Origin of the sequence: Burkholderia sp. Bp9015, assembly GCF_003853505.1 — a bacterium.
In the GTDB taxonomy this organism is placed as follows: Bacteria; Pseudomonadota; Gammaproteobacteria; order Burkholderiales; family Burkholderiaceae; genus Burkholderia.
Window position 1 is genome coordinate 199,122 of sequence record NZ_QTPZ01000007.1, and the last position, 21,455, is coordinate 220,576.

The window sequence follows — 21,455 nt, forward strand, 5'->3', positions numbered from 1 at the left end:
TTACGACCAGTTCGCGTGGAAGCTGCCCGGCTTGTCGGTACGCTCGAACGTGTGGGCGCCGAAGAAGTCGCGCTGCGCCTGCACAAGGTTCGCCGGCAGCCGCTCGGAACGGTAGCTGTCGAAGTACGCGACCGCCGACGCGAACGCCGGCACCGGCACGCCTGCCTTCACCGCGGCCACCACCACGTCGCGCAGCGACGCCTGGTAATTCGCGGCGATGTCCTTGAAGTACGGGTCGAGCAGCAGGTTCGCGAGCGCCGGATCCTTCGCGTACGCGTCCGTGATCTTCTGCAGGAAACGCGCGCGGATGATGCAGCCCGCGCGGAAGATCTTCGCGATCGTCCCGAGATCGAGGTTCCAGCCGTACTCTTCGGATGCCGTGCGCAGTTGCGCGAAGCCCTGCGCGTACGAGATCACCTTGCTCAGGTACAGCGCGCGGCGCACGGCTTCGACGAACGCGGCACGATCGCCGTCGAACGGCGCGGCGGCCGGGCCCGACAGGATCTTGCTGGCCGCGACGCGCTCGGTCTTCAGCGACGACAGCACGCGCGCGAACACCGACTCGGTGATCAGCGGCAGCGGCACGCCCAGGTCCAGCGCGTTCTGGCTGGTCCACTTGCCGGTGCCCTTCTGCGCGGCGCGATCGAGGATCACGTCGACGAGGTGCTTGCCGGTCTCTTCGTCCTTCTTGCCGAAGATCTTCGACGTGATCTCGATCAGGTAGCTGTCGAGTTCGCCCTGGTTCCACTCGGTGTAGACCGCGCCGAGTTCGTCGTTGGTCAGGCCCGCGACGTCCTTCAGCACCGCATAGCTCTCGGCGATCAGCTGCATGTCGCCGTACTCGATGCCGTTGTGGACCATCTTCACGTAGTGGCCCGCACCGTCCGGCCCCATGTACGCCACGCACGGCTCGCCGTCCGACGGCGCCTTCGCGGCGATCTGCTTGAGGATCGGCTCGACCAGGTCGTACGCGTCGCGCTGGCCGCCGGGCATGATCGACGGGCCGCGCAGCGCGCCCTCTTCGCCGCCCGACACGCCGGTGCCGATGAAATGCAGGCCCGATTGCGCGAGCTCCTGGTTGCGGCGGATCGTGTCCGTGAAGTGCGTATTGCCGCCGTCGATCAGCACGTCGCCCTTCTCGAGCAGCGGCTTGAGCGATGCGATCGTCGCATCGGTCGCTTCGCCGGCCTTCACCATCATCAGGATCCGGCGCGGCGTCTCGAGCGACGCGACGAACTCCTCGAGCGTATAGGTCGGCACCAGATTGCGGCCGGGGAATTCGGCGATCAGTTCGTCGGTTTTCTCGCGGCTGCGGTTGTACACCGACACCGCGTAACCGCGGCTCTCGATATTGAGTGCGAGATTGCGGCCCATCACCGCCAGCCCGATCACACCGATTGCTTGTTTGCCCATTAGTCAATTCTCCGGAAAAAACGGGGCGCGACCCGAGCCGGGCCGCGCGCACAGGCGAAAGGATAGTGGAAACCCGGCCGCGATGCGCGCTTGCGTGTCATTGCTCCGCGTGCGGCAGGCGCCGGAACACGACGCTCAGGTTGTTCGCCGGCATGTCGACGACCTCGATGCAGTCGAGCCCGCGGTCGAGGCCGAGCGCGACGACCGCCTCGAGATCGCGCACGCCCCACGACGGATCGCGGCTGCGCAACTGCTGGTCGAACGCCTCGTTGGATGGCGCCGTGTGCCGGCCTGCGAGGCGATACGGGCCGTACAGGAACAACACGCCGCCCGGACGCAGCACGCGCGACGCGCCGGCGAACAGCGCATCGGTGCAGGCCCACGGCGAGATGTGGATCATGTTGATGCAGACGATCGCGTCGAACGCCGCGGCCGGCCACGACGCGTCGCGCACGTCGAATGCCAACGGCTCGGCCAGGTTCGCGAGGCCGGCATGCGCGACCCACGCGGCGATCGAGCGGCGCGCGTGCGCGTCGGGATCGCTCGGCTGCCAGCGCAGCCCCGGCAGCGCCTGCGCGAAATGGACCGCATGCTGCCCGGTGCCGCTCGCGATCTCGAGCACGTCGCCGGTAGCCGGCAGCACGCGGCGCAACACGTCGAGGATCGGCCCGCGATTGCGCTCGGCCGCCGGCGCCGACAGCCGCGCGGACGGATCCGACGACGACGTCGGCCCGGTCACGATGCGTGCTCCGGCGCGCTGCCGGCGACGCCCAGCCGCGCGTTCAGCGCGTCGAGCGCGGGCGCGCAACGCGCCTCGACCTTCAGCGTCAGCATCGGATCGGCACGCGTATGGCCGAGGTTCAGCGCGGCGACGGGCTTGTTCTGCGCCTGGGCCCACACGCAGAACCGGTAGCCGGAATACACCATCAGCGACGAGCCGACGACGAGCAGCGCATCGGCCGCATCGAGCGCCTGCGACGCCAGCGCGACGCGCTCGCGCGGCACGTTCTCGCCGAAGAACACCACCGCCGGCTTCAGCAGCCCGCCGCAGGCCGGGCAGGCCGGGATGCGGAACGTGTCGAGCGCGGCCCATTCGAGATGCGCGTCGCCGTCGGCGGCGGGTTCCGCGTGCGCGCCGAGCAGCTCGGGGTTGTCCGTTTCGAGCACGGCCTGGATCGTCGCGCGCGCGTGATGCGCGCCGCAGTCGAGGCACGTGACGCCGTTGATGCCGCCATGCAGTTCGATCACGTCGCCGCTGCCCGCGCGCTGGTGCAGCCCGTCGACGTTCTGCGTGACGAGGCGCTCGATCCGGCCGGTGCCGCCGAGCCGCGCGAGCGCGACATGCGAGCGGTTCGGCTGCGCACGGCCCACCACGGGCCAGCCGATCATGCTGCGCGCCCAGTAGCGGCGGCGCGCAGCGTCGGAACCGAGGAATTCGTGGAGCTGGATCGGCGGCGAGCGCATCCATTGACCGTTGCGGTCACGATAGCCGGGAATGCCGGAATCCGTGCTGATGCCCGCACCGGTCAGCACGAGCAGCCGCGGATGGCGCTCGACGAACGCGTGCAGCGCATCGAGCGCGGCCGGTTCGATGCCGGCGGATGAGGGGTCGGGCAAGGCGATGTCGTTCATGTTGGCGGCGCGTGATCGGGCGCAGTGGCCGGCCGTGCGGCCGGCGCGCCAGCACATGATACAGAACGCCGCGCGATCCGGCCGGCGGTCCGCGCGCGACACCGGCGCCGCAAAAAAAAGACGCCCATCGACCACATGGCGATGGGCGCATCAACAATTGATCCATCGGGGTAGTGGATCAACTGACAGCACAATGTCGTCGGATCCGCCGCAGCGCTGCCGGCAGACCTTCCCCGGGACTACACCTTCGAATTCCTGAAATTGCCCTGATGTTTGCGAGGATCGCCGCGCGGCACGGCGCACGGCACACGCACGCATGCTTCGCGTGCGGCGCGCGTGCGTTTCGCGCGTCGGCATGACGATCCGGAAGTCATGGTCGCCCATCCGCGCACCGGCGGTTCATCCCCGACGGCCGACCGGCACGGGTCGGCCTCGTGCGTCACGCCTGCACGTCGTCGTTCGGAACGAACCGGATGGGTCCGGATGAAGCAAAAAGCCGCGCGCTCATGTCGCCGTAATCAACGGCGACGCGAAATCACGGGCAGGTCGGCGATTCATGTTTGCAACATGGCACGTTGCGATTCGGTCTGTTCTCATTCTCTTGTCCCCGTCTTCGATGCGTCCGACCTACTGAAGCGACGGCCGGGCCCCTGCTGCGCCCGGCGATCGCGCTCACGGCGCCTACAGACATGCAAGGAGCGCACCATGCTTCGCCGTGCAAGGCTGCGCGGGCCGTGAAACGACCCCGATGCAAATCGCACGACGACAGACAGGCGCGAACGTTTCGAAAGTGAAACGAGGGGAAACGGCCCGCGCGATCGATCGCGCCGGATGCGACGCCGGTGTTGCACGCATGTGACGCGTGCGCGGGCGGCGCGTTTGTGTCGGTTCGATGCCGACGATCCGCTTACAGTCGCGCGACCCTGGTCGCGCATGCATGGTCGAACGCGCTCGTCGAACCTGTGAGCGCCGCCTGCAACCACGGACAGCACGCTGCTCGCCGCAAGACCGGCCACCACGCGCTGACGTACGTTCATGCCGATTGATTGCCGGATGACCGAAGGTGCCGATCATGCCAATACCGCCGATACCGCCGCGCGCCGCAAGCGGCGCGCAAACACGTTAGCATTCGGACACGGTGCGGCGCGCGCACCGGCTTCGCCTCGTCTCCAAGGAACGAACATGACCCTGCCCGCCTCCGGCCGCGCCGACGTCGCGCGGCGCGTTTTCTCGGCCGAGCGGCTGTCGATCGGCCTGACGCTGCCGCTGCTGCGCAGCGGCCATACCGTCGCGGATTTCAACGAGCAGCTCGAACTCGCGGCGCTGGCCGATTCGCTCGGCTTTCGCGCACTGTGGGTTCGCGACGTGCCGCTCAACAGCGCCGATTATCCCGACCCGGTCGGGCATCTCGATCCGTGGGTGCTGCTCGGCGCGCTCGCGTCACGCACGCGCCGGATCGTGCTTGCCAGCGGCGCGATCGTGCTGCCGCTGCGTCATCCGCTGCATATCGCGAAAGGCGCGCTGTCGGTCGCGACGCTGTCCGGCGGGCGCTTCCTCCTCGGCCTCGGCTCGGGCGACCGGCCACCCGAATATGCGGCGTTCGGCGTCGACGCGCAAACGCGGCGCGACCGGTATCGCCGGCATTGGGACATCGTCGCGGCCGCGCTCGGCGTGCCGTCCCGTGTGCTGCCCGACGAGACGCCACCCGACGCGCCCGAGTTCACGCTGATGCCGCGCGGCGACGACGCGGTGCCGATGCTTGCCGTCGGCTCCGGCGGACAGAGCGTCGACTGGATCGCACGGAACGCGATCGGCTGGATGACCTATCATCGCGACCCGGATACGCAGCGCGCTCGTTATTCAATGTGGCGCGCGGCCGTCGACCGGCTTGCACCGCCGGGCTTTCGCGCGTTCGGCGTATCGATGCGGCTCGATCTCGATGCGAATCGCGATGCACCGCCCACCGCGCTGCCGCTCGGCTATGCGACCGGTCGGAATGCGCTCATCGACATCCTGCGGGACATGCGGGCAGCCGGCACGCACCACGTCACGCTGAATCCCGGCTCGGACCGGCCCGTGCGCGAGGTCATCGAGGAAATCGCCGAGCATGTATTGCCGGTCTTTCACGACGATCAGGGGTGATTCATCAGGAATCCGGAATTCTCCACCCATAGCCCATAGTCGAAGCCACGGTTGGCCACCCATCGAATCACCGGCGAGCACGTCTCGTTCCCGATCCTGCGCTTTCGCTTGCGGCGGGACCGCATGCCAACACCCGACGACCCGCCCTCATCACGGATCGTGAACGGCCGGCGCGAGACACCGCCACGCGAAAGGAACCGCACGGCAGCGCGCAAACGCACGCACCGCCTGCCGCATGCCCGATTCGAATATTCGTCGACGGAACTATCCGGTTCCGCTGGCAATCATGTTAACTTCCGTCCATCGTCCAGACCGGCGGGTCACGTTCCGATGCGCGCCCGCACGCCTACCCATGCGATATTTCCTGCTCGGCTGGCTGCTCGCCGCCGTCGTATCGGCCGCCCACGCGGCCGCCCCTGCCCCGGCCGCCGCCTCGGCCGCCTCCGGCGCCGTGCCCGCGCTGACGCCGCAGCAGGCGCAGCAGGCCCTCTCCGTCCTGCAAAACCCGCGCGAGCGCGAGCAGGTCGAAACGACATTGCGCGCGATCGCGGCCGTCGGCGTGCTGAGCACGCCCGCGCTTGCGGCGAGCGCCGCGGCGCCGGCCAGCGCGGCATCGGCTGGCACCGCTCCGGCCGCACTCACGACGAACGGGCTCGCGTCGATGCTCGTGCGGCAGGGATCGCGCTGGGCCGGTGAAATCGGCGGCGCGCTGAACGAATCGCTGCGCTCGCTGCTCGATGTCGGCTCGGTCGGCAACTGGTGGCACGAGCGGCTCGTACGCGCCGACCAACGTGCCGATCTCACGCGCGCGATCTTGATCATCCTCGCCGTGCTCGTGCCCGCACTCGCCGTCGAATGGTTCGCGAAGCGGCTGCTGCGGCGCGCGCTGGCCGCGCTGAGCGCGCGCCGCACCGAATCGTCGCGCCGGGCCGATGCCGACGCCGATTCAGCTGAACCCGAACCGCCCGGTCCCGGCGACCGCGCTTCGACGCCGGAACCGGCCGCCACCGCTGCCCGTGCCGACGGCACCGGCACGCCCGATACGTCGTCGCAAGGTCGCGGCCATGCGCGGCGCCACACCACGCTGCTGCGCCGGATGCCGCGCGCACTGGTCAGCCTCGCACTGCGGGTGATACCGCTGCTGGTATTCGTCGGCATCGCGAGCCTGACGATGTCGGTCCTCGACGGCGCCGGCACGCCGACCCAAACGGCACTCGAATCGCTGATCGACATCTACGTGATCTGCCGCCTCGTGACGATCGTCAGCCGGCTGTTCTTCCAGCCCGACGCGCGGCAGCTGCGGCTGCTGCACATCAGCGACGCATGGGCCGCGTTCGCGCAGCGCGCGATCGCGCGGATCGTGATGGTCGTCGGCGCCAGCACGGCCGCGGTCGAGATCGCCGCGAGCTTCGGCCTCAGCGACGCCGGTCACGTCGCGCTGCTGAAGGCGGTCGCGCTCGTCGGCCACTTGATGATCTCGGCGCTGATCCTCCGGTGCCGCCAGCCGGTCGCCGCGCGCATCCGCGCGGCCGGCGAGGATCGGCCGGCCTTCGCGATGGTCGGCAATGCGCTCGCCGACGCGTGGGCGCCCGTGTCCGTGTTCGTCGTGATGGCGTTGTGGTTCGTGTGGGCGCTCGACGTCCACAACGGCTACCGCGTGCTGATCACGCTCGGCGGCCGCTCGATCGCCGTGATGATCGGCATGCGGATCGTGTCGATCGTCGTGTTCGGCGCGCTCGCGCGGGTGTTCCAGCGCCGCGACGACGACCGCACGCTCGTCCACCTGCACGCGTACCGCTACTACCCGCTGGTGCGCCAGGTCGTGTCGGCGGCGATCGCCGTCGTGACCGTCGTGCTGCTGCTGCAGACCTGGGGCGTGCCGATCTTCCACGCGTTCGCGACCGGCACGATCGGCCATCGGCTCGCGTCGGCGCTGATCACGATCGCGATTGCAGCCGTCGTCGCGCTGATCGTCTGGGAAGCCGCGAACATCGCAATCGAGCGCCGCCTGCAGCAGTGGACACGCGAAGGCAACCTCGTGCGCGCGGCGCGCTTGCGCACGCTGCTGCCGATGCTGCGTTCGCTGCTGTTCATCATGATCGCGCTCGTCGTCGTGCTGACCGGCCTCAGCGAAATCGGCGTGAACATCGGTCCGCTGCTCGCCGGCGCCAGCATCTTCGGCGTCGCGCTCGGCTTCGGCTCGCAGAAGCTCGTGCAGGACTTCATCACCGGGATCTTCCTGCTGATGGAGAACGCGATGCAGGTGGGCGACTGGGTCACGCTCGCCGGCGTATCCGGCACGGTCGAATATCTGTCGATCCGCACCGTGCGGCTGCGCGCGGGCGACGGATCGCTGTACACGATCCCGTTCAGCTCGGTGACGACCGTCAACAATACGAATCGTGGGCTCGGCAACGCGGCCGTCAAGGTCAGCATCGCCTACGGCCAGGACATCGATCGCGCGATCGCGACACTGAAGGAGATCGGCGCCGCGTTGCGCGACGATCCGGATTACAAGGACGGCATCCTGTCGGACTTCAGCTACTGGGGCATCGACCAGGTCGACGGCGCGGCGATCGCGCTGGCAGGACAGATCCAGTGCAAGGACTCGGCGCGCTGGGGCGTGCAGCGCGAATTCAATCGGCGCATCGCGGTGCTGTTCCGCGAACGCGGAATCCGGATCGCGAATCCGCAGCGCAGCCTGGTCGCGTATGACGAAGGTTCGCGGCCCGTCGCGCCCGAGAACGATGAGAACAGCGACCACGCCGCCGGCACGCCGGACGCCGAACCGCCACCGCCCGTTGCGCCGGAGCGCAAGCCGGACTGATCGTACGGATGCCGCTGGCGCGACCACCGCCGGTCGCGCCGTGCGCGCGCCAACGAACGACGGATAGCCGCGCTCAACGCGCGGCGGTTTTCTTCGCGCGCCGAACGCGCTTCGCTGCGTTCGCCGGCGCGGCCGGCGTCGCGCCGGCATCCCGCTCACCGCCGCGCACGCTGCCGGCCGGATCGTCGCCGACGATCTTTCGGTGCGCGCGGTTTACCGCGACGGTTGCCCGAGCGCCATGTCGCAATTCATCGAGGACTTCAATGCCATGACCGCTCGCCTCAAGCACGCAACTGCCTTCGAAACGACCTCGCCCGCCGATGCGGACCGCATCGTGCGCGCCCCGCTTGCGGAACTCGAAACGCGGCTCGACGAGATCAAGACACTTGCGTCGGCAAGCGGCGACGCGCCGGACGAACGCCTGCTGCACTGTATCGACGGCCTGTTCCGGCTCGTCGACGACCTGCAGGCCGTCGAGCGGCACGACACGCCGAAGCTCGAGCTTCGGCGACGGGAGCGCCGTTGAAGTTTCCGTGCGGATGGCAGACCGGATTGCGTTACGCATTCGCCGGCGAGCGCGCTGCGCGACGCGTGACCGGAGCAGCCGGCGTCTGCGGCTCGAATGTTTCCTCCACAACCATTCGCTCATTACGAATGGAATCGTCAATTATCCGGCGCGCCGATCCGTCATTACATCCGACAGTGTCTTTGAAAATTACAAAATACCCCGCAACTTTTCAAAATCATTTCATCTTATTCAATTTAATTTTGTTTCATATAATCAGAAAAAGTTTGACACCGAACTTTCGTTCTTGATACCGTCCGATTCAAGCAATCTGACGAATTGTCCATCACGCAATCGATTCCGCTCGACGCATTGCGCTTGCGCCGCACCGACGTTCTCGCCGCCGACCGCCTCTTCTTCCGTTGGCGCATGCAACATCCCGATGCAATTGATTGGGCAGCTGCCGTCCGGCAGCAGGCCGAAGGACCGAACCGAATGAGCAGGACACCGAAACTGTTGCTCTAGTCATCCCGCCTGCATCAAACCCGCTGGCGCGGCCGCCCTGCATCGCGGCGCAGCGCCTCCATTGCCGAGCATTCCAGCATTTCGCCCCCGGAGGATCACCACCCCTGCGGATCGGGCGAAAGGCCCCGTCGCGTCCGCGCCATCCGCGCGAGCGCGGCGGATATCGGCGGCGCACGATCCGCGCCGCTGTCGACCGTCGTTGTTCGTGCCGTTCGATGTTCAACCGGAGGGGTAATTCAACATGAATCAGGTTGCAGACAAGAAACAAAAGCACATCCGCATCGTCAAGCTCGCCTTCGCCGCCGCGGCAGCCGCTTCGTTCGGCATGGCGAGTGTCCATGCCGCACCGGCCGCCGGCTGGACGGAAACGCGCACCAAGGGCTTCCTGCCGCTCGTCCAGCAAGGTGAAAGCAGCAGTACCGCCGGCGCGCCGGCGGCCAGCACCGCCGCCGCTGCCGCGGCTGCCACCGAGATGGCGCCCGGCGAATCGGTCGACATCGTGCTCGGGCTGAACCTGCGCAACGAAGCGCAACTCGACCAGTACCTGCACGACCTGCATACGCCCGGCTCGCCGCACTACAAGCAGTTCCTCACGCCGGCGCAGTTCGCCGCGCAGTACGCGCCGACCGACCAGCAGGTCGCCTCCGTCGTCGCGCACCTGCGCCAGGCCGGCTTCGTCAACATCGTGGTTGCACCGAACCGCCTGCTCGTGTCCGCCTCCGGCACCGCGGCAACGATCAAGTCGGCGTTCCGCACGACGCTCAAGCGCTTCACGCGCAACGGCCGCAGCGTCTACGCGAACACCGATGCCGCGCAGGTGCCGAACGCGATCGGCGGCATCGTCGGCGCGGTGCTGGGCCTGCAGAACGTCGAACTCATGCACACCGGCGCGGGCAGCAAGCCGCAAGGCAACACCAGCAACCTGACGATCCCCGCGGGCGCATCCGCGGTGCCGCACAACCCGACGGAATTCTCGTCGCTCTACGGCGGCGACGGCACGCCGACGGCCTCGCAGACCACGGTCGGCATCATCGCCGAAGGCGACCTGTCGCAGACCGTCAGCGACCTCAACACGTTCGCCGCGAACAACGGTCTCGGCACGATCAGCAGCAGCGTCGTGCCGACGGGTCCGTCAGGCAGTTCGTACACCGATACATCCGGCACCGTCGAATGGAACCTCGACAGCCAGTCGATCGTCGGCGCCGCCGGCGGCAGCGTGAAGCAGGTCGTGTTCTACGTGGCACCCTCGATGACGCTCACGGCGATCACCGCCGCGTACAACAAGGCGGTGAGCGACAACGTCGCGAAAGTCATCAACGTGTCGCTCGGCGTGTGCGAATCGTCCTCGTACAGCACCGGCTCGCAGGCGACCGACGACACGATCTTCAAGCAGGCCGTCGCGCAGGGGCAAACCTTCTCCGTGTCGGCCGGCGACCACGGCGCGTACGAATGCGCGAGCGGCACGCCGTCGCGCTCGACCTACACCGTGAGCGAGCCCGCGACGTCGCCGTACGTGATCGCGGTGGGCGGCACGACGCTGTTCACCAACACGTCGACCAATGCGTACAACAGCGAAATCGTCTGGAACGATCCGAGCTGGCAGCCGGGCACCGTGTGGTCGACGGGCGGCGGCTACAGCAAGTACGAAGCTGCGCCGGCGTGGCAATCGTCGAGCCTCACCGGGTCGACCAAGCGCGCGCTACCGGACGTCGGCTTCGACGCCGACCTGCGCACCGGCGCGATCCTCGTGGTGAACGGCCAGACGTCCGACACGCTGTGGGGCTCGGGCTACCTGAACAACGAAGGCGGCACGAGCCTCGCCGCGCCGATCTTCACCGGCATCTGGGCGCGGCTGCAATCGGCGAACAACAACGCGCTCGGGTTCCCGGCGTCGAGCATCTACAAGTACTTTCCGAGCAATGCGGCGCTGCTGCACGACGTGACGTCCGGCAACAACGGCAGCGGCACGTACGGCTACAAGGCGAAGGCCGGCTGGGATGCGACGACGGGCTTCGGCAGCGTGAACATCTCGAAGCTGAACGCGTTCATCCAGAGCACGGCGGATTTCGCGCGCTGATCGTGCGATGAGGTGCGGTTCCGGGTGCATTTCGTTGCGCGCGCCCGGAACCGTGTCGGCGGCTGTGCATGCGGCGCGTCCCGATCGACGACGACCGTCGGCACACGTCGCCCGCGGCTGTCGCGCGTAGGCGAAATCACAGCTGCGATTCGATCGGAAACAAGCCGAGAAACCACACTTCCATGCGCCGCGCCGCCGACACTTCCGGTTCGTGATCGAGTTCGGTCACCTTCCCGTCCGCGTCGGTCTGAATCCACTTGAGGCGCCCTTTCCCGGCCGGATCGGTCCGGAACTCGACGCGCCACGCGATTCGATCGAGCCGCGGCTCCAGATCCATCGCGACTTCGGATGCAATCGCCGGGCTCTCGCAGTAAACGCCGATCTCGGTATTGAGGTTCAGCGAGCGCGGGTCGAGATTCATCGACCCGATGAAGATGTTCTTGCGATCGAACACATACGTCTTCGCATGCAGCGATGCGCGCGACGAGCCGATGATGACCTGCTTCGAGATGCTCTTGTCTCCGGACGGGCGTCGCTCGTAAAGCCGCACGCCGGCTTCGACGAGATCGCGCCGATAGCGCCGGTAGCCGGCATGCACGGCCGCGACGTCGGTCGATGCGAGCGAGTTGGTCAGGATCGTCACTTGGACGCCGCGCGCCGTGAGCGCACGCAGCCGTTCGACCATGTCCTTGCCCGGCACGAAGTACGGCGACACGATCAGCAGCTCCTGCTCGGGCCGCAGCGCGAGTGCGCGCAGTTGCGGCATCAGGTGCCCGTCGCTGTCCTTCGGCGAGCGTGCGATCTTCGCCGGATCGTCGTACAGGACCGTCGCCTGCCCCCACGACAGCTCGGTCCCCTGCCCGTGCACGATCTGGTCGAGCCGTTGCCGCGCTTCGAGCACGTACGGATTGTCCTCCATCGCGCGCAGGTAATCGCGCAGCCGTTCGCGCTCCCGGTCGAGGCCGCCGGGCGCCGCGTCGTGCCCGACCAGCACATCGACCGGATATGCGTACGGCGAATTCCAGAACGTATCGAATTCGGTCGAGATGTCGTTCACGACCGGGCCGTGCACGACCACGTCGAGATCGCCGAACTCCAGCATCGACGACGCGCCGAAGTACTCGTCGCCGATATTGCGGCCGCCGACGATCGCCGCCTGGTTGTCCGCGATCATCGCCTTGTTGTGCATGCGCCGGTTGACCCGCGAGAACTCAAGCACCGTGCCGATCTTCTTGAAGTGGCGCGTGGCGACCGGATTGAAGAGCCGGATCTCGATGTTCGGATGCGAGCTGATCTCGAGCAGCTTGCGGTCGTCCGCGTTCGTCCCGAGATCGTCGAGCAGCGCGCGCACGCGGACCCCGCGATCGGCCGCGCGGATGATCGCATCCGCGAGCTCGTGTCCGGTCAGGTCGTCGTGCCAGATGTAGTACTGAAGGTCCAGCGAGCGGTCCGCGCGATCGGCGAGCAGCACGCGCGCGTCGAGCGCATCGACCGGGTCGCGCAGCAGATGAAACGCATCCTGCCCGGGATGGGCGGCGGCCTGCTGGCGGAACGCCGCGCCGAGGCGCGTGTTCTCGGTATCGGAGAACGCATGCGTCGGCGCACGATCAGCCTGCGGCGGCAGGCTGGCGCACGCGGCAAGCATCAGCAACGCAAGAATCGCACTCCACGAACGCAACATGATCATGATGGCCACCCCCACGGTCGGGCGAAGTCTGTTTGTGTTTGTTCTGGCTGCCGGACGGGGCGCGGCGCGGATCCCCGGTCCGCGCGCTGGACGAATCCCGAGCGCGCGCGCCGGTCGCGCCACAGCATACTTCGATTGACATCGGGACGGCACGCGCTCCGTGTTTCCCGGTGGCGGCGATACGACATGCGACACGGACGTGAACACGTTCGACACGTTCGCCACGTTCAGGCGGCGCGCAAAAGAAAAACCCGCGAGGCCTTGCGGCGTCGCGGGTTTCGAGATTTTGCCGAAGGCCAAAGAGTCGCCAGAAAGCGGGAAAAAAAGCGGCATGCCACGCATGCCGTTTCGGGGATCGGACCGTGCGCAGCGATACCTCTGTCCGGCGCTCCGTGCGAACAGCAACGCGTGTTAGTTCGGCAGCGCGTAAGCGATCACGTAATCGCCGAGCTTCGTGCCGAAGGAGCCGTGGCCGCCTGCGGCGATCACGACGTACTGCTTGCCGTTGATCGAGTAGCTCATCGGCGTGGCCTGGCCGCCTGCCGGCAGGCGGGCTTCCCAGAGTTGCTTGCCGTCGTTCACGTCGAACGCGCGGATGTAGTTGTCCGCCGTTGCGCCGATGAACGCCACACCACCGGCCGTGATCATCGGGCCGCCCAGCATCGGCATCCCCATCTTGAACGGCAGCGGGATCGGCGAGCTGTCACGCACCGTGCCGATACGCTTCTTCCAGACGATCTCGTTGGTCTTCAGATCGATACCGGCGATGTAGCCCCATGCCGGTTGCTTGCAGGGCAGGCCAAGCGGCGAGAGGAACGGGTTCAGCGTCACGCCAAACGGCACGCCGTACTGCGGCTGGATACCCGATTCCGTACCGCTCCCCTTGGCACCCGATGCCGGTTCGATCGGGTTGCCCGGACCGCGTGGGATCAGACGCGACACGAACGGCAGCGCAATCGGGTTGGCGATGGCGATCTGACGATCGGTGTCGAGCGCAATGCCGCCCCACTCGAACATGCCCAGGTTGCCCGGGAACACCAGCGTGCCTTGCAGCGACGGCGGCGTGAAGGTGCCTTCATACCGCAGCTTGTGGAACATCACGCGGCAGACCAATTGGTCGTACATCGTCGCGCCCCACATGTCCTTGTCCGTGAGCAGGTTCTTCGGACGGAACGTGAGTTCGGAGAACGGCTGCGTCGGCGAAGTACGGTCGCCAGGCGCGGCGCCTTGCGGCACCGGCAGTTCCGGAGCCGGCACGACGGTTTCGCCGGTGCGGCGGTCGAGCACGAACAGGTTGCCGGTCTTGGCCGGCCCGTACACGACCGGCACGGTCTTGCCGTCCTTGGTCGTGATGTCGGCGAGCGTCGGCTGCGACGGCATGTCCATGTCCCACAGATCATGGTGAGCGGTCTGGTAGAACCAGGCCAGCTTGCCCGTCGACGCGTGCAGCGCGAGCAGGCCGCTTGCATATCGCTCCATCTCCGGCGTACGGTCGCCGCCCCAAATGTCCGGCGTACGCACGCCCATCGGCAGATAGACGATATCGAGCTTCGCGTCGTAGGCGGCGGGCGCCCATGAGTTCGGCGAGTTCCAGGTGTAGTGCTCGTCCGGGCCCGGGATATGGTTCGGATCACTCGCGCCCGGATCGAACGCCCACATGAGCTGGCCCGTGCGCACGTCGTAACCACGGATCACGCCCGACGGTTCCCGATTCGAGAAGTTGTCTTCCACCGCGCCCGCTACGACGATCACCTTGCTGGTGACGACCGGCGGCGAAGTGGGCTCGTACATACCCGGCGTGGTGACCGGCATGGCATGCTGGAGATCGAGGTCGCCATTGCTGCCGAAGCCCGCGCAGCGCTCGCCTGTCAGTGCGTCGAGCGCGTACAGGTGGCCGTCGTTGACCGGCAGGTAGATACGGCGCGAGCACGCCCCCGTAGCCGATACGGCTGCGTCGCTTGCCGGTGCGGCGGCCTGCGGCGCCGAAGCAGCAGCGTCGCTAGCCGGAACAGCCGTTGCCGATACATCGGCGCTCGCCGTCAGATCGACATACGACACGCCGCGGCAAGTCACGTGCTGGAACGACGGATCGGTCTTGAGCTTCGGATCGAAGGTCCACTTGAGCGCGCCGCTCTGCGCGTCGAGCGCGAAGAGCTTCTGGTGCGGCGAGCACAGGTAGAGCAGATTGCCGATCTTGATAGGCGTGACTTCGTCGGTGATTTCACCCGGATCGTTCGGGCCTTTCATGTCGTTCGTGCGGAACGTCCAGGCCACCTGCAGGTTCTTCACGTTGTCCCGCGTGATCTGCTGCAGCGGCGCGTAGCGCGTGCCTTCCTGAGTGCGGCCGTACGCGGGCCAGTCCGAGGTGTCGATGCCGTTGGCGTTCGCGGCGGGCGAACCGACAGACGAAGCCATCGTGCCATTGACCGTCTGCGGATCGTTGAAGCAGGCGTACACGAGCACGCCCGCCCAGATCACCAGCGCGCCGACGAGCGACTGCACGCCGAGCTTGCGTGGCGCGTCGAGACGCCAGCTCACGAGCAGCAGCAACCACACGCCGAACACGACGAGCACCCCCGAGCGCGGCGCGAGCGCCCAGAAGTCGGGACCCGACTCCCACAGCGACCAGATGGCAGTGCCCCCGAGCACGAGCGCGTAGAGCACGAGCGCAGTGGGACTGCGGCGATACAGCAGCCACGTCACTGCCAGCAGCACGACGCCGGTCACGACGTAATATGCCGAGCCACCGAGCGAGAGCAGGTACGCGCCGCCTATCAGCAGAAAGAGCGATGTAAGCGCGATAAACAGGAGCGTTACGACGCCGATGAACCCCGGCGATGATGATTCGCTTGATCTGGTCATGATGATCTCAACCTTCTTTTGAGGACGGCGCCAGCATCGCTTGTCACGCGATGCCTGTGGCGAGGCTCGCCCGCGCGAACACCGGCGAGTCGTCCAGCCACTGCGCTGTGCCCGCAGTGGCCGGCTGTGCGGAAAACGCTCCGCGAAACGGCCTGTTGCTTTAGAAGACGTGCATCATCCCGACGTACGCGCCGGTTTGCCCTTCGTCCATGTTCGGACGGGTCGGCGAGCTGGAAGCTGGAATCGCGAGCCGTCGCAAACACCGGGAATTTACCGTTCTTGCTGTTGTCCACGTGTGCGACCGTGCCGTACAAGAAGGCGCGCTTGCTCGGATTATAGGTGGTAGCGAGTGCGTCGAGCTCGCCTGCGTATGCCGATGGTCGGCTTCGATGCGCACCGGTCTGTCGTCGAATACGCAGACAAGCGATCGCTCGCCGCGAAATCTTCGGGAAGGCAGTTTAGGGATGGGGAACACGAACGGTCCCTACCCGTTCGGGTAGTCCGGAGCCATGGATTGCCCGGGTCCGACGCGTTGAAGCCCGGAAACGAAAAAGCCGGCCCACCGGGCCGGCTTTTCGCGTCCAATCGCGGTCGGTTGCACCGCGTGGAAACTCTCGAACAAAGCGAATCTGGTGGGCCCCCCGGGAGTCGAACCCGGCACCAACGAATTATGAGTTCGCTGCTCTAACCAAGCATGAGCTAGGGGCCCAGACGGGAAGCAACCTGTGCTACACGCCACCCCGGCAACGAAGCCGGGCCGGCATTGTAACAACAAAGCCGCTAAAGAGGACAAACGCCACCGGCATCACGCGGATACCGGCGGCGTTCGCAAGTGAGACGCTGGAAATCAGTTCCCTTCGAGGAACGACTTCAGCTTGTCGGAACGGCTCGGGTGACGCAGCTTGCGCAGCGCCTTGGCCTCGATCTGACGGATCCGCTCGCGGGTAACGTCGAACTGCTTGCCGACTTCCTCGAGCGTGTGATCGGTGCTCATCTCGATACCGAAGCGCATCCGCAGAACCTTCGCCTCACGCGGCGTCAGCGAATCGAGCACGTCCTTCACGACGTCGCGCATGCTGGCATGCAGCGCGGCATCCGCCGGCGCGACCGTGTTGTTGTCCTCGATGAAGTCGCCGAGATGGGAATCGTCGTCGTCACCGATCGGCGTTTCCATCGAGATCGGCTCCTTCGCGATCTTCATGATCTTGCGGATCTTGTCTTCCGGCATCTCCATCTTCTCGGCGAGCGTTGCCGGATCCGGCTCGAGACCGGTTTCCTGCAGGATCTGCCGCGAGATGCGGTTCATCTTGTTGATCGTTTCGATCATGTGAACCGGAATACGGATCGTGCGCGCCTGGTCCGCGATCGAACGCGTAATGGCCTGGCGGATCCACCACGTCGCATAGGTCGAGAACTTGTAGCCGCGACGGTATTCGAACTTGTCCACCGCCTTCATCAGGCCGATGTTGCCTTCCTGGATCAGGTCGAGGAACTGCAGGCCGCGGTTCGTGTACTTCTTCGCGATCGAGATCACGAGACGCAGGTTCGCCTCGGTCATTTCACGCTTCGCCTGACGCGCCTTCAGTTCGCCGGCCGCCATCTGGCGGTTGGTTTCCTTCAGGTCCTTCAGCGGCAGCACGACGCGCGCCTGCAGGTCGATCAGACGCTGCTGCTGCTCGCGGATCGCCGGAACGTTACGCGACAGGACCGCGCTGTACGCATGGCCTTCGGCCGCGATCTTCTCGGCCCAGTCGAGATCCGTCTCGCTGCCGGGGAAGCGCGCGATGAATTCCGAACGCGGCATGCCGCACTTGTCGACGACGATGTGCAGGATCTGACGCTCGACCTGACGCACTTCGTCCACTTGCGCACGCAGCGTGTCGCACAGACGCTCGACGGTACGCGCGGTGAAGCGGATCGTCATCAGTTCGGTCTGGATCGTTTCCTGCGCCTTCAGGTAGGACTTCGACTTGTAGCCTTCCTTCTCGAACGCGCGGCGCATCTTGTCGAACCACTCGCTGATCTGCGAGAACTTGTCGAGCGAGGCACGCTTGAGGGCTTCGAGCTGGGCGGCATTGGCCGACGCCTGAGCGGCACCGTCGTCTTCCTCCTCTTCCTCTTCTTCCTCTTCCTCTTCGGCTTCCTCGTCCTCGTTCTCGATCGCTTCCGCTTCCTTCGCGGAGAAACCGTCCGTATCGGCGGAGTCCGAAGCATTCGGATCCAGCAGGCCGTCGACGAGCTCGTCGACGCGGATCTCTTCGTTCGCGACGCGCTCGGCCATCGCGAGGATGTCGGCGATCGTCGTCGGGCACGCGGAAATCGCCATCACCATGTGGCGCAGGCCGTCCTCGATCCGCTTCGCGATCTCGATTTCGCCTTCGCGCGTGAGCAGCTCGACCGTGCCCATCTCGCGCATGTACATCCGGACCGGATCGGTCGTGCGGCCGAATTCCGAATCGACGGTCGACAGCGCGACTTCCGCTTCTTCCTCGACTTCATCGTCCGACGACGCGGCCGGCGCGTTGTCGTTCAGGAGCAGCGTTTCCGCGTCCGGAGCCTGCTCGTAAACCGCCACGCCCATGTCGTTGAACGTGCCGATGATGCCTTCGAGGGCTTCGGTCTCGGTGAAGTTGTCCGGCAGATGGTCGTTGATTTCGGCATACGTGAGGAAGCCGCGCTCCTTGCCGAGCTTGATCAGCGCGCGCAGTTTCACGCGGCGCTCTTCGAGCTCCTCGGCCGTGCCGGGCGTGCTCGTCGCGAACGCTTCCTTCAGCAGCGCCTTTTCCTTGGCGCGACGATCGCGCACCTTGGATTTGCCCGGGGCAGCCGCGGCTGCGGGCTGCTCGTCGCTCTGATTTGCGTCGTCATCGACGGATACTTCGTTCAGCTTTTTGGTCATGGAGTTCGCCGTACCGGCTATATCGACTCGCGGCTGCTGGACGACAGCCGGTTGAACCGTAGGTGCATGAGTAGTACGTACTGCCGTTTCGTCCGCGGCGGCAGTCGTGTCCCTTGCGCTTTTCGCACTTGCCCGCTTCGCCGCCGGCTGGGCCGGCCCGGAGTCGGGTCTGGCGGCAGCCCGTGTTCTGGCTGCCGGCGCCGGCGCAGCCTGAGCAGTGCCGGCCGCGGTTTTCTTTCCTGCAGGGGCTGACGTGGCTGAAGACGTTGTCCTGGTGGAAGAAGCAGACTTGGCCGCTGTGACCTTGGTGGTCGGCTCCGTCGAGCCCTTGCCTGTTGCTTTCTTTCCGCCTGTCGTCTTTGCCATCGCGAATCTCGCCTCTGCTTAGAAAACAAACCGCTGGAAACCTTATATTATAGCACGCTGGGGCGCCCTCTCTCAGCGCCCCGGCCGCCTACAGCCCGAGCCGACGTTTCATGTCGGTTCGCTGCTGGTTCAATTCCGTCAATTCGGCCAGTTCCTCGGGTGTGAAGGTCGATTGCCGCGCCAGCCGATCGAGCCGGTCGCAGCAGGCGTCATAGCGCATCTTGAGCACCGCGGCCTGCAGTTCCTCCCCCGCGATCCGTTCCTGTTCACGCTGCCGCTCGGGCACCGTCTCGTCTTCCGGATTCTGTAACAGCAAATCGCGGACGTTTTCATCATAGTCCAGAATTTCGCGGAAGATTTCCTCGTAAGTCGCGCCGTTCGAGGAGGTCCGCAGGACATCGGACAGCAGCCGGAACTCCGCGCCGTCACCCAGCGCACGCGCATGCTCGACGACTTCGGCGAACAGCTCGCCGATCCGCGGCAGCGCGCGCAGGGTCGCAAGCTGTTCGTCGTCGAGCTGCGACGCGATCCGCGGATGCATCACGAGCGTGCGCAACGCGCGCTTTTCGCTGTCCGTCACGCGCCGCCGCTCGCTGCGCGCGGGCGCCTGGCGCGGCGGCGCCGCGATGCGCGCATCGACGTCCGACAATCCCGCGACTTCCTCGAACGGGATATCGAGACGGTCGGCGAACATGTGCATGATCTGCGCGCGCAACGCGTTCGCCGGCAGCGCCTGCAACAGCGGCTTCGCGTCGAACAGCGCCTTCGCGCGACCTTCCGGCTGATCGAGCGCCTTGCCCGCGATTGCTTCGTTCAACAGAAATTGCGACAGCGGCATCGCGCGCTCGACCTGCTCGGAGAACGCGTCCGCACCGAATTCGCGTACATAGCTGTCCGGATCGTGCTCGGCCGGCAGGAAAAGGAATCGGATCGTCCGGTTGTCCGCCGCATGCGGCAGGCACGCTTCGAGCGCGCGGCGCGCCGCGCGCCGGCCGGCCGAGTCGCCGTCGAAGCTGAAAATGACCGTGTCGGTCTGGCGCAGCAACTTCTGTACGTGGATCGGCGTGCATGCCGTGCCGAGCGTCGCGACCGCGTTCGGGAAGCCGAGCTGGGCGAGCGCGACGACGTCCATGTAGCCTTCGACGACCAGCACGTACTTGCGCTCGCGGATCGCGAGGCGCGCCTCGAACAGCCCGTACAGTTCGCTGCCCTTGTTGAACAGCGGCGTTTCCGGCGAATTCAGGTACTTCGGCTCGCCGCTGCCGAGCACGCGTCCGCCGAACCCGATCACCTGCCCCTTCACGTTGCGGATCGGGAACATGATCCGCTCGCGGAACCGGTCGTAGCGTCGCGCCACACCCTGCGCGTCGGTTTTCTCGCTGACGATCACGAGCCCCGATTCGACGAGCGAGTCGTCGCGATAGTCCGGGAACGCCGTTTCGAGGTTCTGCCAGCCGTCCGGCGCATAGCCGAGCCCGAAGCGCGCGGCGATCTCGCCGGTCAGGCCCCGGTTCTTCAGGTACTGGATCGCGACGGTCGCGCCACGCAGTTGCTTGCGGTAGTAGTCGCACGCGGCGGCCATCACGTCGGACAGCGCGGTCGCGACCGATTTCGACACGGGCGCCGGATAGTCGCCGCCGCCTCCACCGCCGCCGCCGCGCATCGACGGCTCGTGCGGCACGGTCAGCCCGACCGACTGCGCGAGCTCCTGCACGGCTTCCGGGAACGTGAGCCCCGCATGCTCCATCAGGAAGCCGATCGCCGTGCCGTGCGCGCCGCAGCCGAAGCAGTGATAGAACTGCTTGGTCGGGCTGACGGTAAACGACGGGCTCTTCTCGTTATGGAACGGGCACAACCCCATGAAGTTGGCGCCGCCCTTCTTGAGCTGCACGTACCGGCCCACCACGTCGACGATATCGACGCGGTTCAGCAAATCCTGCAGGAACGAATGCGGAATCACCGTGGGATCGAGCGAAAAAAAGACAATACGACGCCCCGGCGCACGCGCATGCGACGCGCCGGGAAGCGGGTTTTACTTCGACAGCGCGGCCTTGACCTGCGCGGAAACGGCCGTCATGTCGGCGCGGCCGGCGAGCTTGCCCTTCAGCACGCCCATCACCTTGCCCATGTCCTGCGGGCCGGCTGCGCCGGTTGCCGCGACCGCGGCCTGGACTTCGGCGGCCACTTCGGCGTCCGACAGCTGCGCGGGCATGTAGGCGCCCAGCACCGTCAGTTCGGCCTGCTCCTTCGCGACGAGATCGTCGCGGCCGGCGGCCTCGAACTGGCTGATCGAGTCCTTGCGCTGCTTGATCATCTTGTCGATCACCGCGGTGATGCCCGCGTCGTCGAGGGTCACCCGATCATCGACCTCGCGCTGCTTGATCGCGGCCATCAGCAGGCGAATCGTCGCCAGACGCTCGCTTTCCTTCGCGCGCATCGCGGCCTTCATGTCTTCGCTGATCTGCTCTTTCAAACTCATCTTGCACCCGGGATGGAAACGTGACTTCGACGCCCGCGAAC

13 protein-coding genes and 1 tRNA gene are annotated in these 21,455 nt (G+C 66.4%); 4 read left to right on the plus strand and 10 right to left on the minus strand.

The features are described 5' to 3' along the window. The 3 genes from gndA to DIE12_RS10730 all read right to left on the minus strand — a co-directional run bounded on the left by gndA (position 1) and on the right by DIE12_RS10730 (position 3,045). On the minus strand, positions 1 to 1,413 hold the full coding sequence (gndA, locus tag DIE12_RS10720) for an NADP-dependent phosphogluconate dehydrogenase (protein ID WP_044845293.1): 1,413 nt from the start codon (positions 1,411 to 1,413) through the stop codon (positions 1 to 3). Positions 1,414 to 1,510: 97 nt separating this feature from the next. After that, on the minus strand, positions 1,511 to 2,152 hold the full coding sequence (locus DIE12_RS10725; RefSeq protein WP_124521318.1) for a DUF938 domain-containing protein: 642 nt from the start codon (positions 2,150 to 2,152) through the stop codon (positions 1,511 to 1,513). Next, a complete protein-coding gene (locus DIE12_RS10730) occupies positions 2,149 to 3,045 on the minus strand; it encodes an NAD-dependent protein deacetylase (RefSeq protein WP_124486414.1) in 897 nt (298 codons plus the stop codon). The genes DIE12_RS10725 and DIE12_RS10730 overlap by 4 nt, the downstream gene beginning before the upstream one ends. 1,182 nt (positions 3,046 to 4,227) lie before the next feature. Here DIE12_RS10730 and DIE12_RS10740 point away from each other — a divergent pair. Both DIE12_RS10740 and DIE12_RS10745 read left to right on the plus strand, forming a co-directional pair. Then, a complete protein-coding gene (locus DIE12_RS10740) occupies positions 4,228 to 5,187 on the plus strand; it encodes an LLM class oxidoreductase (protein WP_124521316.1) in 960 nt (319 codons plus the stop codon). Between the two features lie 352 nt (positions 5,188 to 5,539). Then, positions 5,540 to 8,014: a mechanosensitive ion channel domain-containing protein gene (locus DIE12_RS10745; protein WP_124521956.1), complete on the plus strand. Its 2,475-nt coding sequence runs from the start codon at positions 5,540 to 5,542 to the stop codon at positions 8,012 to 8,014. Positions 8,015 to 8,087: 73 nt separating this feature from the next. Here the strand turns inward: DIE12_RS10745 and DIE12_RS10750 are convergent, their stop codons facing one another. After that, positions 8,088 to 8,663 carry a hypothetical protein gene (locus tag DIE12_RS10750; RefSeq protein WP_124486417.1) on the minus strand — a complete coding sequence of 192 codons (576 nt, stop codon included), beginning with the start codon at positions 8,661 to 8,663 and terminating at the stop codon, positions 8,088 to 8,090. A gap of 195 nt (positions 8,664 to 8,858) precedes the next feature. Here DIE12_RS10750 and DIE12_RS10755 point away from each other — a divergent pair, with 195 nt between their 5' ends. Together DIE12_RS10755 and DIE12_RS10760 are read left to right on the plus strand one after the other, a co-directional pair. After that, positions 8,859 to 9,044: a hypothetical protein gene (locus DIE12_RS10755; RefSeq protein WP_124521936.1), complete on the plus strand. Its 186-nt coding sequence runs from the start codon at positions 8,859 to 8,861 to the stop codon at positions 9,042 to 9,044. A 241-nt stretch (positions 9,045 to 9,285) separates the two neighbouring features. Beyond that, positions 9,286 to 11,121, plus strand: coding sequence for a protease pro-enzyme activation domain-containing protein (locus tag DIE12_RS10760; RefSeq protein WP_044845284.1), 1,836 nt, complete (start codon positions 9,286 to 9,288; stop codon positions 11,119 to 11,121). Between the two features lie 136 nt (positions 11,122 to 11,257). Here the strand turns inward: DIE12_RS10760 and DIE12_RS10765 are convergent, their stop codons facing one another. From DIE12_RS10765 to DIE12_RS10795, 6 genes are all read right to left on the minus strand, one after another. Next, positions 11,258 to 12,808: a phospholipase D family protein gene (locus tag DIE12_RS10765; RefSeq protein ID WP_124521938.1), complete on the minus strand. Its 1,551-nt coding sequence runs from the start codon at positions 12,806 to 12,808 to the stop codon at positions 11,258 to 11,260. A gap of 411 nt (positions 12,809 to 13,219) precedes the next feature. Further along, a complete protein-coding gene (locus tag DIE12_RS10775; RefSeq protein WP_124521940.1) occupies positions 13,220 to 15,670 on the minus strand; it encodes a glucose/quinate/shikimate family membrane-bound PQQ-dependent dehydrogenase in 2,451 nt (816 codons plus the stop codon). Positions 15,671 to 16,300: 630 nt separating this feature from the next. Further along, positions 16,301 to 16,379, minus strand: a tRNA-Ile gene (locus tag DIE12_RS10780). Between the two features lie 138 nt (positions 16,380 to 16,517). Next, entirely contained in the window at positions 16,518 to 18,935 is a 2,418-nt protein-coding gene (rpoD, locus tag DIE12_RS10785; protein WP_124486422.1) for an RNA polymerase sigma factor RpoD, read from the minus strand. An 88-nt stretch (positions 18,936 to 19,023) separates the two neighbouring features. Further along, complete coding sequence (gene dnaG / locus DIE12_RS10790; protein ID WP_124521306.1) at positions 19,024 to 20,895, minus strand: DNA primase; 1,872 nt, start codon at positions 20,893 to 20,895, stop codon at positions 19,024 to 19,026. Positions 20,896 to 20,967: 72 nt separating this feature from the next. Beyond that, positions 20,968 to 21,414, minus strand: a complete 447-nt coding sequence (locus tag DIE12_RS10795; protein ID WP_059524656.1) for a GatB/YqeY domain-containing protein — start codon at positions 21,412 to 21,414, stop codon at positions 20,968 to 20,970. Between the last annotated feature and the right edge of the window lie 41 nt (positions 21,415 to 21,455).

Excerpts from the sequence above, each read along its gene's own strand:
- DIE12_RS10765 (WP_124521938.1), bottom strand. The coding sequence starts at position 12,808 with ATGATCATGTTGCGTTCGTGGAGTGCGATTCTTGCGTTGCTGATGCTT.
- DIE12_RS10795 (WP_059524656.1), bottom strand. The coding sequence starts at position 21,414 with ATGAGTTTGAAAGAGCAGATCAGCGAAGACATGAAGGCCGCGATGCGC.
- gndA (WP_044845293.1), bottom strand. The coding sequence starts at position 1,413 with ATGGGCAAACAAGCAATCGGTGTGATCGGGCTGGCGGTGATGGGCCGC.
- DIE12_RS10745 (WP_124521956.1), top strand. The coding sequence starts at position 5,540 with ATGCGATATTTCCTGCTCGGCTGGCTGCTCGCCGCCGTCGTATCGGCC.
- DIE12_RS10775 (WP_124521940.1), bottom strand. The coding sequence starts at position 15,670 with ATGACCAGATCAAGCGAATCATCATCGCCGGGGTTCATCGGCGTCGTA.
- DIE12_RS10750 (WP_124486417.1), bottom strand. The coding sequence starts at position 8,663 with ATGAGCGAATGGTTGTGGAGGAAACATTCGAGCCGCAGACGCCGGCTG.
- DIE12_RS10760 (WP_044845284.1), top strand. The coding sequence starts at position 9,286 with ATGAATCAGGTTGCAGACAAGAAACAAAAGCACATCCGCATCGTCAAG.
- rpoD (WP_124486422.1), bottom strand. The coding sequence starts at position 18,935 with ATGGCAAAGACGACAGGCGGAAAGAAAGCAACAGGCAAGGGCTCGACG.
- DIE12_RS10730 (WP_124486414.1), bottom strand. The coding sequence starts at position 3,045 with ATGAACGACATCGCCTTGCCCGACCCCTCATCCGCCGGCATCGAACCG.
- DIE12_RS10740 (WP_124521316.1), top strand. The coding sequence starts at position 4,228 with ATGACCCTGCCCGCCTCCGGCCGCGCCGACGTCGCGCGGCGCGTTTTC.